The 13,965-nt window shown below is 70.2% G+C and carries 11 protein-coding genes, 1 tRNA gene and 5 pseudogenes; 13 read left to right on the top strand and 4 right to left on the bottom strand.

The features are described 5' to 3' along the window. Positions 1 to 89 precede the first annotated feature (89 nt). The gene (locus ABZ937_RS28395) at positions 90 to 740 is read right to left on the bottom strand and encodes a response regulator transcription factor (RefSeq protein WP_067360243.1); all 651 of its coding nucleotides are present in this window, start codon (positions 738 to 740) and stop codon (positions 90 to 92) included. Next, a complete protein-coding gene (locus ABZ937_RS28400; RefSeq protein WP_361696176.1) occupies positions 728 to 1,999 on the bottom strand; it encodes a histidine kinase in 1,272 nt (423 codons plus the stop codon). The genes ABZ937_RS28395 and ABZ937_RS28400 overlap by 13 nt, the downstream gene beginning before the upstream one ends. Positions 2,000 to 2,170: 171 nt before the next feature. Here ABZ937_RS28400 and ABZ937_RS28405 point away from each other — a divergent pair, with 171 nt between their 5' ends. The 5 genes and pseudogenes from ABZ937_RS28405 to ABZ937_RS28425 all read left to right on the top strand — a co-directional run. Then, positions 2,171 to 2,650 (top strand): hypothetical protein, encoded by a 480-nt coding sequence (locus tag ABZ937_RS28405; RefSeq protein ID WP_361696177.1) that lies wholly within the window; start codon positions 2,171 to 2,173, stop codon positions 2,648 to 2,650. A 53-nt stretch (positions 2,651 to 2,703) separates the two neighbouring features. Further along, positions 2,704 to 3,420, top strand: a complete 717-nt coding sequence (locus ABZ937_RS28410; protein ID WP_361696178.1) for a methyltransferase domain-containing protein — start codon at positions 2,704 to 2,706, stop codon at positions 3,418 to 3,420. A 106-nt stretch (positions 3,421 to 3,526) separates the two neighbouring features. Then, positions 3,527 to 3,913 (top strand): annotated as a pseudogene (locus ABZ937_RS28415) (transposase family protein); the annotation flags it as partial. A gap of 166 nt (positions 3,914 to 4,079) precedes the next feature. Further along, positions 4,080 to 4,982: an ETEC_3214 domain-containing protein gene (locus tag ABZ937_RS28420; RefSeq protein WP_361696179.1), complete on the top strand. Its 903-nt coding sequence runs from the start codon at positions 4,080 to 4,082 to the stop codon at positions 4,980 to 4,982. 9 nt (positions 4,983 to 4,991) lie between these two features. Next, a pseudogene (locus ABZ937_RS28425) lies at positions 4,992 to 5,362 on the top strand (IS5/IS1182 family transposase); the annotation flags it as partial. A 40-nt stretch (positions 5,363 to 5,402) separates the two neighbouring features. Here the strand turns inward: ABZ937_RS28425 and ABZ937_RS28430 are convergent. Beyond that, a pseudogene (locus ABZ937_RS28430) lies at positions 5,403 to 5,579 on the bottom strand (transcriptional regulator); the annotation flags it as partial. On the opposite strand from ABZ937_RS28430, the pseudogene ABZ937_RS28435 reads away from it, so the two are divergent. After that, positions 5,557 to 5,682, top strand: a pseudogene (locus ABZ937_RS28435) (NERD domain-containing protein); the annotation flags it as partial. The pseudogenes ABZ937_RS28430 and ABZ937_RS28435 sit on opposite strands and share 23 nt — an antisense overlap. Before the next feature lie 148 nt (positions 5,683 to 5,830). Then, complete coding sequence (locus tag ABZ937_RS28440; protein WP_361696180.1) at positions 5,831 to 6,253, top strand: hypothetical protein; 423 nt, start codon at positions 5,831 to 5,833, stop codon at positions 6,251 to 6,253. A gap of 221 nt (positions 6,254 to 6,474) precedes the next feature. On the opposite strand, the gene ABZ937_RS28445 is transcribed toward ABZ937_RS28440, so the two are convergent. After that, positions 6,475 to 6,546, bottom strand: a tRNA-Arg gene (locus ABZ937_RS28445). Between the two features lie 112 nt (positions 6,547 to 6,658). Between ABZ937_RS28445 and ABZ937_RS28450 the strand changes: the two are divergent. From ABZ937_RS28450 to thrB, 6 genes and pseudogenes are all read left to right on the top strand, one after another. Next, positions 6,659 to 7,078 (top strand): annotated as a pseudogene (locus ABZ937_RS28450) (response regulator); the annotation flags it as partial. Positions 7,079 to 7,459: 381 nt separating this feature from the next. Beyond that, on the top strand, positions 7,460 to 8,509 hold the full coding sequence (gene nrtL / locus ABZ937_RS28455) for an ArgS-related anticodon-binding protein NrtL (protein ID WP_361696181.1): 1,050 nt from the start codon (positions 7,460 to 7,462) through the stop codon (positions 8,507 to 8,509). A 50-nt stretch (positions 8,510 to 8,559) separates the two neighbouring features. Next, the gene (lysA, locus tag ABZ937_RS28460; RefSeq protein ID WP_361696182.1) at positions 8,560 to 9,951 is read left to right on the top strand and encodes a diaminopimelate decarboxylase; all 1,392 of its coding nucleotides are present in this window, start codon (positions 8,560 to 8,562) and stop codon (positions 9,949 to 9,951) included. A 147-nt stretch (positions 9,952 to 10,098) separates the two neighbouring features. Then, the gene (locus tag ABZ937_RS28465; protein WP_361696183.1) at positions 10,099 to 11,391 is read left to right on the top strand and encodes a homoserine dehydrogenase; all 1,293 of its coding nucleotides are present in this window, start codon (positions 10,099 to 10,101) and stop codon (positions 11,389 to 11,391) included. Positions 11,392 to 11,397: 6 nt separating this feature from the next. Continuing rightward, a complete protein-coding gene (gene thrC / locus ABZ937_RS28470) occupies positions 11,398 to 12,456 on the top strand; it encodes a threonine synthase (RefSeq protein WP_361696184.1) in 1,059 nt (352 codons plus the stop codon). A 273-nt stretch (positions 12,457 to 12,729) separates the two neighbouring features. Continuing rightward, the gene (thrB, locus tag ABZ937_RS28475) at positions 12,730 to 13,659 is read left to right on the top strand and encodes a homoserine kinase (RefSeq protein ID WP_361696185.1); all 930 of its coding nucleotides are present in this window, start codon (positions 12,730 to 12,732) and stop codon (positions 13,657 to 13,659) included. Positions 13,660 to 13,965 lie beyond the last annotated feature (306 nt).

Raw genomic sequence — 13,965 nt, forward strand, 5'->3', positions numbered from 1 at the left:
GTCCGGAAAGCAGGCCGATCACCCTCGCGGGTGACCACCACATGGCGATCAGCACCGTTGTCGACTGGGCATACGGGCAGGATCGCGTACTACGCGGTCGCAACGCCCAGGAAGCGCAGCACCGCCAGGACGCGGCGGTGGTCGGCGTCGGCCTTGGGCAGGTCGAGCTTGGTGAAGATGCTGTTGATGTGCTTGGCGACCGCGCTCTCGCTCACGACCAGCTCGGCGGCGACGCCGGAGTTGGACCGGCCGCCCGCCATCAGCTCCAGCACCTCCCGCTCGCGCGGTGTCAGCCGGTCGAGCGGATCGCTGTGCCGGCGCACCAGCAGCTGCGCGACGACCTGAGGGTCGAGCGCGGTGCCGCCGGCCGCCACCCGGCGTACCGCCTCGGCGAACTCCTCGACATCGGCGACCCGTTGCTTGAGCAGATAGCCGACGCCCGAGGTGTTGGCGGCGAGCAGATCGGCGGCGTACCGCTCCTCCACGTACTGCGACAGCAGGAGCACGGCGGTACGCGGGTACTGGCGGCGGATCACCAGCGCGGCGCGTACTCCCTCGTCGGTGAAGCCGGGCGGCATGCGCACGTCGACCACGGCGATGTCGGGCCGGTGCTCCTCGACAGCCGCCAGCAGCCCTTCCGCGTCGGCGACCTGCGCGCACATCTCGAAGCCGGCCGCCTCCAGCACCTTGACCACGCCGATGCGCAGCAAGAGGGAATCCTCGGCGATCACGGCGCGCACGGCAGCTCCACGGTGATGACGGTCGGGCCCCCGGCGGGGCTGCGGCAGGAGAACGTGCCGTCGACGGACGCGACGCGCTTGGCGAGCCCGGCGAGCCCGGTGCCGCCGGCCGCCGCGAGATCCGCGCCGCCCGCGCCGTCGTCCGCGACGACCACCAGCAGTGTCTCCCCGATCTGCTCCACGGTCACGTCCGCCCGGGTCGCCTGGGCGTGTTTGACCACATTCGTCAGGGCTTCGGAGACCACGAAGTACGCGACGGCCTCGACCGTGGGTGAGGGGCGCTGCGGCAGGTCCACCGCCACGCGCACCGGGATCGGGAGGCGGGCGGCGACCCCGGACAGCGCGGCGTCGAGGCCGCGGTCCTCAAGGACGGCCGGATGCAGGCCGCGCACCAGGTCGTTCAGCTCGGCGATCGCCTCCTTCGCCTCGCGGTGCGCCTCGTCGATCACCTTGCGGGCATCCGCCGGCAGGTCGCCGAGGGTGGCCCTGGCCAGGCCCAGGTTGACGGCGAGTGAGACGAGGCGCTGCTGCGCGCCGTCGTGCAGGTCGCGCTCGATCCGCCGCCGCTCGGCGTCGGCGGCGTCGAGCACGCCGGCCCGGCTCTCGGCGAGGTCGGCGACCCGGCGTGCCAGCTTCTCCGTGCGGCTGGGGCCGAGCAGGACCTCGGCCGCCCGGGTCTCCAGCCGCACCAGAGCGCCGGTCAGCCCGGGCCCGAGGAACAGCAGGGCGAGGCCGCCGGCGGTGATGTACGCGGCCTGCGTGGTGTACCCGAGGTCGGTGACCCGCCACTGCGGGGGCAGCGCCCAGATCCACACGTAGAGGGAGGCGGCCACGAGAGCGGCGGCCCAGACGGCGAGGACGGCGAGGTCCAGGACGGCGAACAGCGGACCCGCCACGGCGTGGTAGCAGACCTGCCGCCACAAGGCCCGGCCGGTCAGCCGGCGCACCGCCGACTTCCAGTTGCGTCCCGGCCCGGGTACGGCGGGGCGCGGAAGGTCCTTGCCGACGAGCGCCCGGTAGCGCCGCCGCTGCCCGACGGTCAGCAGGGGTGTCACCACGAGCGTGAGCAGCACGGGCAGCGGAGTCAGGGCCACCGCGCCGGGCGTGCGCACCGACGCCGCCATCGTGCCGAGCAGCCAGAGCCACAGTGGCACCACGGCGAGGTGGAGCGGCAGGCCGGCGGCGGCGAGCGCGGTCCGGCGTCCCGCCCCGCGGAACGGCCGGCCCGGCACCAGCTGCAGCCACGTCGTGAGTTGCATGCGTCAAACGGTAAAGCCGCAGGCCACCCCCGTGCCATGACGCTCCCGCCCGGTTCGGGGCTGCACTTGTCTCCACCCCGGGTCGGAACCCTGCGTGACTGACGGCGCCCTGGTGTGCGGCGGAGGGTGGAGCACGTGAAGGGGAGAGTCGGCGGAGAGCGAGGGAAGACGATGCGTCAACTGGTGTCGTGCAATGACGAATTGGCCTGTGCCGAGGACTTCGACCGCGCCGAGGTCATCCCGCTCCACGAAAAGGCGGAGGAGCCGCGCCCGGCGCGGGGCATGCGGCGGGCCGGGTGGCTGCTGGTCGCCTGCGGGCTCGCCCTGCTGCCGTGGCTGTACGTGCTGGCCACCGGCCTGCCGGCCACCGCGACCGCGGCGCACTGGCCGGTCGCCTGGGTCGGGCTCGACGCGTTGGAGGCGCTCGGCCTGATCGCCACCGGCCTCCTCGCCGCCCGCGGTGACCGGCGGCACGCCCTGGCAGCCGCCGCGACCGCGACGCTGCTTGTGGTGGACGCCTGGTTCGACACCACGACCGCGGCCCCGGGCGGCGACTTCGCCACCGCGGTCGCCATGGCGCTCGGCGCCGAGCTGCCGCTCGCCGCGCTGTGCGGCCGACTGGCGCTGCGGACGCTGAGCCGGCCCGCGTGACGCCGACCGCCCGGCCACATGCCACGGACCGAACCGATCCACCGGAGAACACCATGCACCGCATCACCACCGCCCCCGTCGCCCCGATCCCGGCCCGGACCCGCTGGGCGGTCGCCGCCGGCGTCGGCGCCGCGTTGACCGCCGCCTGGTGGCTGGGCGACACAGCGCCCTATCCGTACGCCCAACGCCGCGTGCTCGACATGCCGTTGCCGTTCCTGACAGCCGGCCGGATGGACGCCGTACTGCAACCGCGGCCGGGGGAGCGGATGCTGGAGATCGGCCCGGGGACCGGCCTGCAGTCGCTGCACGTCGCCCCGCAGCTCGGGCCGGAGGGACGGCTCGATGTGCTCGACATCCAGCAGGAGATGCTCGACCACGTGATGCGCCGCGCCGAGCGCGACGGCCTGGCGACGATCACGCCCACCCGCTCGGACGCACGTGAACTGCCCTACGCCGACGGGACATTCGACGCCATGTACGCCGTGACCGCGCTCGCCGAGATCCCCGAGCCGGATCGGGTACTGCGCGAGGCGGCACGGGTACTGGCACCAGGCGGGCGACTGGTGATCGGCGAGTTCTTCGACCGGCACTGGATCCCCTTCGGCAAGCTGCACCGGCTCGCCGACGCCGCCGGCCTCCACCTGACCGAGCGCCGCGGCCCAACCCCGGCATACCTCGCCCGCTTCCGACCCTGCAGAGCCGACGCGCCCGTTCGCCAGGGCGAGCACCTCGCCGACGGCGACCGGGAAAGCGACAACGGGCAAGCGTGAGCACCACACGCAGGGACCGCGATCCCCGGGCTGAACAACCTGGTGCGCGGTAGGCCGCTCCAAGAGGCGAGCGGGCTGGCAGAAGCCGTAGGACTCCCCCCCGCCAGGGGTGAACGTGCAGGTGGTCACCGATCCGGACGGCCGGCTGCTGTGGCTCTGACCCGCGCTGCCGGGCCGAGCCCACGACCAGACCGCCGCCCGCACCCACAAGATCATCCGCATCTGCGAGCGGCAGGGCGTCCCCACCCTGGCCGATCTCGCCTACCAGGGCGCCGGCCCCTGGCTGACCACCGGCATCAAGCGCAGGCCCTTGCACGAACTCACCCCCACCGAAAAGACCCTCAACGAGGCGCCGGCCGCGGCGCGGGCACCGGTCGAACACGGCGTCGCACGGCTGAAGTCCTGGCGGATCTTCCGCAGATCCCGATGCAGCCCCCACCGCTGGCCTCGCCCTTGGCTCGAAAGCCGTACCACCTCCGCGCCACGTGCGTGACGAACCGGCTCCGCGCAGGTCTCCCGGTAGCCGAGGTGGCCCGGCGCGCGGGAAACTCGCCAGAGGTGATAAACCGTCGCTACGCAGGCGTCCCGTAGGTTCCGCGTTCACGCGTTCGGCGTACTTTCGATGGCATGTGGCATCGCGGCGAGACAACAATTGCTCTATGGCCGACAGGGATGCGGGGCGCGCGCAGGAAAAGAAACTGACATATGGTGAGCGCTTCAAGAGCCTGACCGAACGCAGTCTACCTTTGGTCGTACTTCTCTACGTCAGCAGTGCGGTCACGGCAGTGAGTACTTTTATTACCGCATATGTCACCGGCGGTCACTGGTATCAGCAACACTTCGATTGGCAATCTGGAGAGTACGCGAAGCTGGCCAAGCTTCACGCTGGTTATACCCTTGGCAAATTTGAAGAACAGTTGGGTCGACCGTCTATCCAGGCTGCCATCAGCAAGACGAGCTTGGGCAATCTCACTCAGAACACCTTCCAGCCTCGCAGCGATTACTGGGTTGACGCTGTGACGGATCCACACAACCGCGTGGTCGCATACGCTGTCACATCCTGCAACCCGGACTTCAATCCCTCTTTCTCCTACTGGGACGGCCAACAGACAAGGACCGTGTCATTAAATAAGACGCCCTTTTCGTCAGCACTTTCACCGGTCATTGACATAGGTACGATAAAGGCGTTTTACAGCACAAGCCGAGCCCCGCACTACTATTTCGCGATCCAGCCCGGGTTTGGATTCACTATGAACAGGTCCTATGCTTGGGGACTTACAAACCTGTGCCAGTGGAAGGCAATTAAGTCGACTCACTCCTCTACCACCTGGAACGATTGGTTCTATGGCGAGTGGCGACGTTTTAATACCAGGGGTGACGACCTTGTGATGCCCGCCAAAGAGCTCGATAAGCTGGGTCGGGATCTCATGTCGGATTATGCCGTCAATACCTACGCTGAAACAGACCCTACTGCTGATTTCAATGTCTATCCTCACCAGATCGGTGCGGACCCCATGCTGATTCCCCCTGCTTTGTCACAGTTTTTCCAGTCAGGGCCTTAAAAGGAGGGGCACACAGGCCCGTCGCCGGGTGAGCGGGGCCCGGCCGGCGCGGGCACCACCTGATCGCCGACGGGCACAGCGCGCCGCGTGCGGTCCTGCTGGCCGATGGCGACCGCAACGACGCTGCTCCTGCTGGATTCCATCCCGCCCATTCATGGCCGGGCTGGCCGCCCCCTCACGCCGCAAGCAGGTCCGCGACCGAGGCATCGTGTCCGCCATCGCCCGCCGCAGTACCCGGCACGACACAGGGCTGGGCACCTATCGGTGGGTGATCGAGCGCTTCGTCTCCGCGCATCCGCTGGGAACGACGAACCGACATCCACGAAGCGTTCCTCAAACTCGCCTGCTGCCTCATCACCCACCGACAGCTCGGCTCATTGTGTTGGCTGTTGCGGGTCATGACGTTGTCGACGCCGACGGTCATCGGATCTCGTTGTCGGGATGCTGCGCGTCGTAAGCCTGGCGGGCATGGGCGATGGTGTCTCGGTGCTCGAGTGACCAGTCGGCCAGTGCCTTGACGAGGTGGGTCAGGCTTGCGCCGGTCTCGGTGAGTCGGTAGTCGACCTGGGCCAGCTCGATGTCCGGGTACCAGGAGCGCCAGGTGTCGGCCCTCGGTCCGCTCTCAGGCGTTCTCACGGCCGACCAGGTGGAGCAGGTGTACGGCGTCGCTCGCCATCGCCAGGCTTGGGGTCAGGCCTGAGCCGGTGCGTCTCAGCGAGCCGCCGGCCTCCCCTGCGGGGCCTGTGGCCGTCTCCAAAGGGGGACCATCGTCGGGGCTGGGTGCCCTGTCAGTGCCGTCTCTTACGCTCCGCTCTTGAACATGCAGTTCGAGTGGAGAGGGGACGCGGATGGGTGGCAACGCATGGACTCATACGGGCCCGTATCAGCGTGATCTGGCGGCCGCGTTCCGGCAGGAGCAGGAAGACGAGCTGGCGCGGGACAACCACGGCTTCGAGGGGCGGTCCGTCGAGGAACTGTGGCATGACCCGGAGTGGCAGGAGTACATCTTCACCGGCGGCACTGGCTCCGTGTTGGACTTCCCTTGCATGATCGAGGCCGCGGACACCGATGACGGTCCGTTCATGCGGCCGCTGACCGATGGCGAGGTTCGAGCGTGGGCTCCTCACGGCCGGCCCACCTACGAGGAGTGGGACGCCGCGCTCGACTCCGAGCAGTTGGACTTCCCAGGCCGCGCCCAGGGGAACTGCACAGTGCTCTACCGCGACGGTAGGCCCGCGCAGATCGCCTACTGGGGGGTCACCGCCGACTAGAGGAGTCGGTACCGCCTTGCGCTGTGGCCCCACACCTGTCCCGGGTCCGGGGCCACATCGTTTTCCGGGCTCACCTGGGACAACGCCTCAAGATCCCGTCCACGCCTCGTCCACAGACCCCGACATACGGCCGCTCCGGGCCGCACACGCCTGCACATACGCGAAGACCCCGGCCTCAGCGTTTCCGCTGGTGACGGGGTCTTTGGGCACCTCATGCTGGGTGCCCCCGGCAGGATTCGAACCTGCGCACACGGCTCCGGAGGCCGTTGCTCTATCCCCTGAGCTACGGGGGCGTGTCGGGCGTTGAGCTTCTCGCTCGCGGCGACGTGTAGAACATTAGCAGGTCCGCGGGGGTGATCAGGAACCCGTTTCCACGGGTGGGGGTGGGCGGGTCCCCTGTAGGGGGTGGAAGTGGGGAAAACCCGGACGCGGTGGCCGGTCCGGACCTACTCTCGACTTGTGCCAGGCGCTTCGGGTCGGGTGCTTGTTGTGGACGACAACAAGGTCATCCGGCAGCTGATCAGGGTCAACCTCGAGCTGGAAGGGCTAGAGGTCGTGACCGCGGCCGATGGTGCCGAGTGTCTGGACGTGGTGCACCAGGTGCGGCCCGACGTCGTGACGCTCGACGTCGTCATGCCCCGGTTGGACGGGCTGCGCACCGCCGCCCGGCTCCGGGCCGATCCCCGTACCAACCACCTGCCCCTCGCCATCATCAGCGCGTGTACGCAGTACGAGGTCGAGACCGGTCTCGACGTCGGCGTGGACGCCTTCCTCGCCAAGCCCTTCGAGCCCGCCGAGCTGGTACGGCTGGTGAAGCACCTCATCGAGCGGAAGCCCGGGCATGAGGAGCGCGGAGGAGACGGCGGAGGGGGGCGGGATGGCGATGGTGGTGGAGGGGGTGACGGTGAAGTTCCCGGGGTGAAAGGAGGGGGGATTGCCGCGGGTTCCGGCTTTCCCGAGTACGGGCAGGCTCAGGCTCCGGGTGTCCCTTCCAATGGTGGGGCCTCCGATGGGCAGGCAAACTCCGGCGGCCACGGTCACGGGGGTTCCCGTAGTGGCTCAGGGCCCGAGGAGCACAGTGCCCCGAGCGGCAGCACCGCACCTGGCGGTCCCGGTGTTCCCCATGGCGGCAGGGCGCCCGGTGGCGTAGGCCGGCAGGCATAACCGCCTCGCGTACCCACCCCCCTCCTCCCCTACGCTTGTCCCGTGACCCCCGTCGAGCTCTCCCGCACCGTGCTGCACGCGGTGCGTCGTGCTGTCGCTGACGGGGAGCTGAGTGTGACCGTGCCCGAGCGGGCCGTGGTGACCGAGCCGGGGCCCGGGGGGTGCGGGGAATTCGCCACCACCATCGCGCTGCAGCTCGCCCGGCCGGCCGGGCAGCCCCCGCAGCGGGTGGCCGAGATTCTGCAGAACCGTCTCGCCGAGGCCGACGGGATCCGGGACGTCGTCGTCACCGGGCCCGGGTTCCTCAACTTCAGCCTCGACGGGCAAGCCGATCCCGTCGCCGCCCTGGTGCGCGAGATCCGGGAGCAGGGCGTCCGGTACGGGCATGGAGACGCCCTCGGCGGGCAGGTCGTCGCGCTGCGCGTGCCGTACGAGGTGCGGGCCGAGGTCGTCGCCGACGCCGTCGTACGGATCGTCGCCACCCAGGACGGGCGGGCCACCGTCGAGCACGGAGAGCCCGTCAATCTGCGGCCCGTGCCGGCGCCGGAGGATCCCGCTCCGCTCGGGGCCGACGCCGCCCAGTGGGCCCTGCTCCATCCCGCGCCGCACGACCGGCCCCGGATCACCGCCGATCATCTGGTCCAGCGGGAGAGCAACCCCCTCTTCCGGGTCCGGTACGCCCACGCCCGCGTCCGCTCCCTCAGCCGCAACGCCGCCCGCCTGGGCTTCACCGCCGAGCCCGGCCCCCTCAACACTGACTCCCCCATCGACGCCGGCGCCGGCAAGGGCACCGCCGACGCCCCCCGTACCGAGCCCGACGTCGCCCTCGTCGTCCGGGCTCTTCTCAGCCCCCTCGCCGACCACCCCCGCATCCTCACCGCGGCCGCCACCCACCGTGCCCCGGACCGGCTTGCCCGGCATCTCGTCACCGTCGCCGATGCCGTGCTGCCCCTGTTTCCTTTCGTGCTTCCCCTCGGTGAGGAGAAACCCTCGGCCGCCCACCGTGCCCGGCTGGCCCTCGCCGAAGCCGCTGGGACGGTGCTGGCCGGTGGCCTGTCCCTGCTCGGCATCGACGCACCCGAACACCTCTGAGGCGACCGAGAGCAGATGCGCCCCGGAGAGAGACAGAGAGTCTGAGAGTCATGAGCCGTTCCGCCCATCCCGCCGGGCCCCGCCACGCCGACGTCCTGCCCGAGGGGCACTACTCCGCGCCGCCCGCCGACCTCAACGCCCTGGACCAGAAGGTGTGGGCCCAGACCGTCACGCGCGCCGACGACGGCGTGGTGAGCGTCGGGGGGATCCCCGTCACCCGGCTCGCGGAGGAGTTCGGTACCCCCGCCTACATCCTCGACGAGGCCGACTTCCGGTCCCGCGCGCGTGCCTGGCGTACCGCGTTCGGGCCGGACGCCGACGTCTTCTACGCCGGGAAGGCGTTCCTCTCCCGGGCCGTGGTGCGGTGGCTGGACGAGGAGGGGCTCAATCTCGACGTGTGCTCCGGGGGCGAGCTGGCCACCGCGCTGTCCGCCGGGATGCCCGCCGAGCGCATCGCCTTCCACGGCAACAACAAGTCCGCCGAGGAGATCCACCGGGCCATCGAGGCCGGTGTCGGGCGGATCGTGCTCGACTCCTTCCAGGAGATCGTGCGGGTCGCTCATGCCGCGCAGTCCCTGGGCAAGCGGCAGAAGGTCCAGATCCGGATCACCGTCGGCGTCGAGGCGCACACGCACGAGTTCATCGCCACGGCCCATGAGGACCAGAAGTTCGGGATCCCGCTCGCCGGGGGGCAGGCCGCCGAGGCCGTGCGGCGGGCGCTGCAGCTGGACGGGCTGGAGCTGATCGGGATCCACTCCCACATCGGGTCGCAGATCTTCGACATGTCCGGCTTCGAGGTCGCCGCCCATCGCGTCGTCGGACTGCTGAAGGACATCCGGGACGAGCACGGCGTCGAGCTGCCCGAGATCGATCTCGGCGGTGGCCTCGGCATCGCCTACACCAGCGCCGACGACCCCCGTGAGCCGCACGAGATCGCCAAGGCGCTCACCGAGATCGTCGGCCGTGAGTGCGAGGCGGCCCGGCTGCGCACGCCCCGGATCTCCGTCGAGCCCGGGCGCGCCATCGTCGGGCCGACCGCCTTCACGCTCTACGAGGTCGGCACCGTCAAGCCGCTCGACGGGCTGCGCACCTACGTCTCCGTCGACGGCGGCATGTCCGACAACATCCGGACCGCGCTCTACGACGCCGAGTACAGCGTCGCCCTCGTGTCCCGGACGAGCGACGCCGAGCCCATGCTCGCCCGTGTCGTCGGCAAGCACTGCGAGAGCGGGGACATCGTGGTCAAGGACGCGTTCCTGCCCGCGGACCTGGCGCCGGGCGACCTGATCGCCGTACCGGCCACGGGCGCGTACTGCAGGTCCATGGCCAGCAACTACAACCACGTGCTCCGGCCGCCGGTCGTCGCCGTACAGGACGGCGCGGCCCGGGTGATCGTCCGGCGCGAGACGGAGGAGGATCTCCTGCGTCTCGACGTCGGGTGAGCCGGAACGACAGCGGGGTGGAAGATCTGCGGTCTGCCACCCCCGTACAAATGAAATAGATGTCTCACGATCCGGACGAAGGGTAGAAACTCCCGTCCGGTGAGTGAGACTGGTCCAACCGTAGACGGTATGAGGAAACGAGGTCGGATGATGCGTACGCGTCCGCTGAAGGTGGCGCTGCTGGGCTGTGGGGTTGTTGGCTCAGAGGTGGCGCGCATCATGACGACGCACGCCGACGACCTCACGGCGAGGATCGGGGCCCCGGTCGAGCTCGCCGGCGTCGCGGTCCGCCGTCCCTCCAAGGTCCGGGAGGGCATCGACCCCGCTCTCGTGACCACCGACGCCACCGCCCTCGTCAAACGCGGCGACATCGACGTCGTGGTGGAGGTCATCGGGGGGATCGAGCCCGCCCGGGCGCTCATCACCACCGCCTTCGAGCACGGCGCCTCCGTCGTCTCCGCCAACAAGGCCCTGCTCGCCCAGGACGGGGCCGCCCTGCACGCCGCCGCCGAGGAGCACGGCAAGGACCTCTACTACGAGGCCGCCGTCGCCGGTGCCATCCCGCTGATCAGGCCGCTGCGCGAGTCCCTCGCCGGCGACAAGGTCAACCGGGTGCTCGGCATCGTCAACGGCACCACCAACTTCATCCTCGACAAGATGGACTCCACGGGGGCTGGTTACCAGGAGGCTCTCGACGAGGCCACTGCCCTCGGGTACGCCGAGGCCGACCCGACCGCCGACGTCGAGGGCTTCGACGCCGCCGCCAAGGCCGCCATCCTCGCCGGGATCGCCTTCCACACGCGCGTGCGCCTGGACGACGTCTACCGCGAGGGCATGACCGAGGTCACCTCCGCCGACTTCCGCTCCGCCAAGGAGATGGGCTGCACCATCAAGCTGCTCGCCATCTGCGAGCGGTCCAAGGACGGGGCCTCCGTCACCGCGCGGGTGCACCCCGCCATGATTCCGCTCACCCACCCGCTCGCCTCCGTGCGCGGCGCGTACAACGCCGTCTTCGTGGAGTCCGACGCCGCCGGGCAGCTCATGTTCTACGGCCCGGGCGCCGGCGGTTCGCCCACCGCCTCCGCGGTCCTCGGCGACCTCGTCGCCGTCTGCCGCAACCGGCTCAACGGTGCCACCGGGCCCGGCGAGTCGGCGTACGCCGACCTGACCGTCTCCCCGATGGGCGAGGTCGTCACGCGGTACCACATCAGCCTCGACGTCGCGGACAAGCCGGGCGTGCTCGCCCAGGTCGCGACCGTGTTCGCCGAGCACGGGGTGTCGATCGACACCGTTCGGCAGCAGGGCAAGGACGGCGAGGCCTCCCTCGTCGTCGTCACCCACCGGGCCTCGGACGCCTCCCTCTCCGGGACCGTCGAGGCACTGCGCAAGCTCGACACCGTGCGGGGTGTCGCCAGCATCATGCGGGTTGAAGGAGAGTAACCAGCAATGACCCACCAGTGGCGCGGAATCATCGAGGAGTACCGGGACAGGCTGCCGGTCTCCGACACCACGCCGGTCGTGACGCTCCGCGAGGGCGGCACCCCCCTCGTGCCGGCGCAGGTGCTCTCCGAGCGCACGGGCTGTGAGGTCCACCTGAAGGTGGAGGGGGCCAATCCCACCGGCTCCTTCAAGGACCGCGGCATGACCATGGCCATCAGCAAGGCCAAGGAGGAGGGGGCGAAGGCGGTCATCTGCGCGTCGACCGGCAACACGTCCGCGTCCGCCGCCGCCTACGCCGTACGGGCGGGCATGGTCTCCGCCGTGCTCGTGCCGCAGGGCAAGATCGCCCTCGGCAAGATGGGCCAGGCCCTCGTGCACGGCGCGAAGATCCTCCAGGTCGACGGCAACTTCGACGACTGCCTCACCCTCGCGCGGGAACTGAGCGAGAACTACCCCGTGGCGCTGGTGAATTCGGTCAACCCGGTGCGTATCGAGGGCCAGAAGACGGCCGCCTTCGAGATCGTGGACATGCTCGGCGACGCGCCCGACATCCATGTCCTCCCGGTCGGCAACGCGGGCAACATCACGGCCTACTGGAAGGGCTACAAGGAGTACGCCGCCGACGGCATCGCCGGCAAGACCCCCCGGATGTGGGGTTTCCAGGCGTCCGGCAGCGCCCCGATCGTGCGCGGCGAGGTCGTCAAGGACCCGTCGACCATCGCCACCGCCATCCGGATCGGCAACCCCGCCTCCTGGCAGTACGCGCTGGCCGCGCGGGACGAGTCCGGCGGTGCCATCGACGAGGTGACGGACCGTGAAATCCTGCGTGCCTACCGTCTGTTGGCCGCGCAGGAGGGCGTCTTCGTGGAGCCCGCCTCCGCCGCCTCCGTGGCCGGGCTGCTCAAGGCCGCCGAGCAGGGCAAGGTCGACCCGGGCCAGCGCATCGTGTGCACCGTCACCGGCAACGGCCTGAAGGACCCCGACTGGGCCGTGGCCGGCGCGCCGCAGCCGGTCACCGTCCCGGTCGACGCGGCCACCGCGGCCGAGCGTCTCGGCCTCGCCTGAGCGCCCCCCTGGGCCCGGGTCATCCTGAAAGGTGCCCCGGGCCCGGGGAACCCCTGACCGGGGGCACAGGGGGCTTACGACACGCATCGTGCGCCTCCTGTGCGCCCTATGTCGCCACAGAACCTTCCTTCGATAGGCTGTATGTAACCCGCCCGCCGCATATGCCCCGCTCGCATGTGCCGCAGTACAGCGCCGTCCCGGGGCGGCTCGGGTTTTTCCGTTCACCTCGCATGTCATTCGACAGTTCCGCAGTGCAAGGAGAGTCAACGAGCGATGGCCGGTCCAGCGTTCCGCGCCGCCGCCGTCCGGGTGCGCGTTCCCGCCACCAGTGCCAACCTCGGCCCGGGCTTCGACGCCCTGGGCCTCGCGCTGGGGCTGTACGACGACGTGGTCGTCCGGGTGGCCGACTCCGGGCTGCACATCGACATCGCGGGTGAGGGCAGCGAGACCCTGCCGAGGGACGAGAGCCACCTGCTCGTCCGCTCCCTGCGCACCGCCTTCGATCTGCTGGGCGGACAGCCCCGTGGCCTGGAGATCGTCTGTGCGAACCGCATCCCGCACGGCCGGGGCCTGGGCTCCTCCTCCGCCGCCATCTGCGCCGGCATCGTCGCCGCCCGCGCCGTGACCATAGGCGGCGAGAGCCGGCTCGACGACGCCGCCCTCCTGGAGCTGGCCACCGAGATCGAGGGCCACCCGGACAACGTGGCCGCCTGTCTGCTCGGCGGCTTCACCCTGTCCTGGATGGAGGCCGGCAACGCCCGTGCCATCAGGATGGAGCCGAACGATTCCATCGTTCCGGTGGTTTTCGTGCCCGGAAAGCCGGTCCTGACCGAGACCGCGCGCGGCCTGCTCCCGCGCACCGTGCCGCACGTGGACGCCGCCGCCAACGCGGGCCGCGCCGCCCTGCTCGTCGAGGCCCTGACCAGGCGCCCCGAGCTGCTGCTGCCCGCCACCGAGGACCGCCTCCACCAGGAGTACCGCGCCCCGGCCATGCCGGAGAGCGCCGCGCTGGTGGAGCGGCTGCGCGCCGACGGCATCCCGGCCGTCATCTCGGGGGCCGGGCCCACCGTCATGGCCCTCGCCGACGTCGGCACCGCCGACAAGGTGGAGGCACTGGCCGGCGCCGACTGGGCCGCCAACCGGCTGAGCCTGGACGTCCAGGGAGCGAGCGTGCTCCCGCTTGCGACCTCCGGCGACATTTAAAAGCGTACGGTTGCCGGATTTGGAGAGGGGGAATGTTTGTTGGATCCGGTAGTGTTAACCTCAAGTCTGCACCCGACCCCACCATGGCGAGGTGCCTCGTGTCCCCGTCCGGGACAGACATTCTTCCGGGAGCCTCCCGCGCCACTCCGTGTTCCTTGCGTCGTACCTGGGCAGTACGTCGTATGCGGACACTGAGCGGGCCGGCGGGCACGCTCCGGAATCGGTGCTACCACGCCACGTGACACTGGGTGCCACGGCTCGCGGAAGCGCCATCACCGCACATTTCTTCCGCCGCTTTGGCGGACC

It is taken from the genome of Streptomyces sp. NPDC046727 (assembly GCF_040645635.1).
Taxonomy (GTDB): Bacteria; Actinomycetota; Actinomycetes; order Streptomycetales; family Streptomycetaceae; genus Streptomyces.